The 2608-nt window shown below is 61.5% G+C and carries 2 protein-coding genes and 1 pseudogene; all 3 read right to left on the bottom strand.

Annotated features, from left to right (window positions below; translation table 11 throughout):
• A partial coding sequence (locus tag HF921_RS13050) for a 3'-5' exonuclease (protein WP_215893986.1) occupies positions 1-641 on the bottom strand: 641 nt, incomplete at its 3' end.
• Complete coding sequence (locus tag HF921_RS13045; RefSeq protein ID WP_081258204.1) at positions 626-1315, bottom strand: DUF1318 domain-containing protein; 690 nt, start codon at positions 1313-1315, stop codon at positions 626-628. The genes HF921_RS13045 and HF921_RS13050, both read right to left, overlap by 16 nt.
• Before the next feature lie 4 nt (positions 1316-1319).
• Positions 1320-2608 (bottom strand): annotated as a pseudogene (locus HF921_RS13040) (hypothetical protein); the annotation flags it as partial.

Below are 2608 nucleotides of genomic sequence, written 5' to 3'. Positions count from 1 at the left end.
TCGCAGTAGTGGCGGATGCCCGCCAGTTCCCCGGCCTGATAACGGGTCCAGACCTCCGCGCCGCTCATCCCCAGCTTGCCGGGCAGCCCCAACAACAACGCCACGTCCTGAAGACGGGCGACATTGCGCATCTGATAAGCAGAGAGGATATCCATGAGGTCGAGATGGCGCTCGTGGTAACGGCTGGTGTAATTATTCCAGCGATAACCCTGATCGGTCTGTCCCTGCTCCCAGTAGCGGACCGCAGGGATGCCGTGGAGCAGGGCGCGGTAATGCAGTACCGGGAGGTCAAAGGCCGCGCCATTCCAGGAAACCAGTTGCGGGGCATGGCGCTGGATGAACTGAAAGAAGGCAGCGACGAGAGTGGCTTCGTCATCGTCCGCCTTGCCGAAGCTATTGAGCTTGACCTGCCCGCCCTGCCACCAGAGGGCAGAGATGGCAACGACCCGATGCAAATAAGGGCGCAGAAACTCCGTCGCGCCCTGGGTTTCGATGCGACGCTGGTGCTGCAGCAATTCCGCCACGCCCGCGTCATCCCCCAACTCAATGCCATGCACCCGCCGCCCACCGGCAACGTCGGGCACTGTCTCGATGTCAAAAACCAGAATATTCTGCAAAATGATGACTATTTCTTCTGCCACTGACCACTGGGCGACTGGTACCAGTATCCTGCGGGTGCCTTGCTGATCCAGGCTTGGGCAAAGGTCTGCTGAATTTGCCCCGCCCACTCGGGATGACCATTGGCATCAGCGATCTGCTGATAGAGATTACTGAGCGCCTGATTATAGCTGCTTACCAGCCCATTGAGCGGAGCCCGCTGCGGCAGCGACACGGCTGCCGCATCATGGATCGTCACCTGACCATTGGCCGTGTAACCCACCGCGCCGCTGACAAAGTAAGGATGCATTTGCGTCGCCAGTGCCTCCACCTGCGCCCGTGCCGATTGCACCCCGGGACTGGAGGCATTGAGGTTCGCGGCGGCCTCCGCCGTGCCGCTGATGGCCGAGAAGCCCATGGCCAGCAGGTAGCTGGCCGCATGGTAGGGAGATGCCATGCTCAGGGAATTCGTAGCCGGGGCAGCGGACCGGGCCGGCGCTGTCGGCGCCGGTGCCGATACTGCCGGAGCAACCGGGGCCTGCAAGGCACCCTTGGCAGCGGCCTTATACACCTCACCGACCACCTGATCCGCCAGTTTCTGGGCCGCCGCAGCCGGAAAGTAAATATTGACGGTCACGCAAGCGGACAGCGCCATAAGCAATCCCAGGGCCAGCACACTGCGCCAGCCCTGCGTTTTCAGCCAACCCTGCTTTGTCATTTGCTCACTCTCCTGTACCGACTTGGGCACCACTATGCATGGCGGTTTTCAGACGCGCCAGCAATTCGTCCCAGTCCACCCGGCGATTGTACCCCACTATATCCACCCTGGGCAGCCCTTGCCCCTGAAGGATCACAAAACCCGAATCCTCTGTCCCCACTCCGGACAATTCGGCGACACCGTCCTTGAGATGCACACCCATCCCCAGATGCGCGTATGCAAAGGTCTTGAACATCCGTAGAAACATGCCCTGAAAAAATCCGCTGATGCCGTTACCGCCGCCCAGCCTGGTAAGGCTCTGGACCGCCGCATAGCTGATTTTCTGAGACACGCCATGAACGGGAACCGTATGAAACTGCGCCTGAAAAGCCTTCGGCGACCAGTCCAGCAGGGTGAGATTTTTTACGTCACCGCTGAGCACCCCGCTGATGTAGCCAAAGTGGAAAGCGTCAGTCAAGGGCTTCAGTCGCAACCCGGAAATCCCGACGTTGGTCCGCAGCAGGGGCAAAACACCGAGGAAATTCTCAATACGCAGATCGCCCACCCGCACCTCGCCTCCGAACACCTGAGCGGAAAGCGCGCCGCTGGTGGTGATATCTCCCGCGTGATACCGCAGTTCCGGGATGGTGGCCGATACCGTCCCGGTAAACGGCGGCCAATGCATGATCTTGGTCAATTGGGCCATGCTGACCCCCCGCAAGTCGCCGCTCATGCTAAACCCCGACCGGGGCCCTGCCCAACGTGCCGCCAGATGCCGAAAATGCAGATCGCCCCCCAACAGGGCCAGGGTGAAGGGCTGTTGCAACTGAAAGCCCTGGGGATTGAGGACCAGCTCTACATGCAGCGGACCCGCAGGAATATGATAGAGTTCCGCGGACTGCCAGCGAAGCACCGCATCAGAGGTCTTGCCGGTACGACTCCAGGTACCCCGGCTATTCACGCCCGTCACCGCAAGATGTCCTCTGGAACTGGAAAGAGCCGCGTTGCGCAGATCCCATTTCAGCGCACTCAGACCACCCTCTCCCGCCACGGAAAAACGCACGTGCCCCGAGGCCTGCAACTGGGCCGCGAGACCGCCGGGAGGAGCCAGCGGTTTAATCCAATTCGCATACAGGGGCGCCATGGCTACATCCATATTCCGGATCTGCCAGCGCAGCACCCCGCCCCGAGTCGGCCGGTACAACGCAAAACCGCCCCGTCCGAGGCCGGGCCAGCGGATGCTTCCCTGGTCCAGTTGCCAGGCCTTGGCCGTCTGGCGCCAGCGGGTTTGTATCCGCAGTGCTGCGGCGGGGG

Origin of the sequence: Acidithiobacillus ferriphilus, assembly GCF_018854775.1 — a bacterium.
In the GTDB taxonomy this organism is placed as follows: domain Bacteria; phylum Pseudomonadota; class Gammaproteobacteria; order Acidithiobacillales; family Acidithiobacillaceae; genus Acidithiobacillus; species Acidithiobacillus ferriphilus.
This window is presented reverse-complemented; position numbering and strand designations above follow the sequence as displayed.

Coding starts and splice junctions, on each gene's coding strand:
- HF921_RS13045 (WP_081258204.1), bottom strand. CDS start 1,315: ATGACAAAGCAGGGTTGGCTGAAAACGCAGGGCTGGCGCAGTGTGCTG.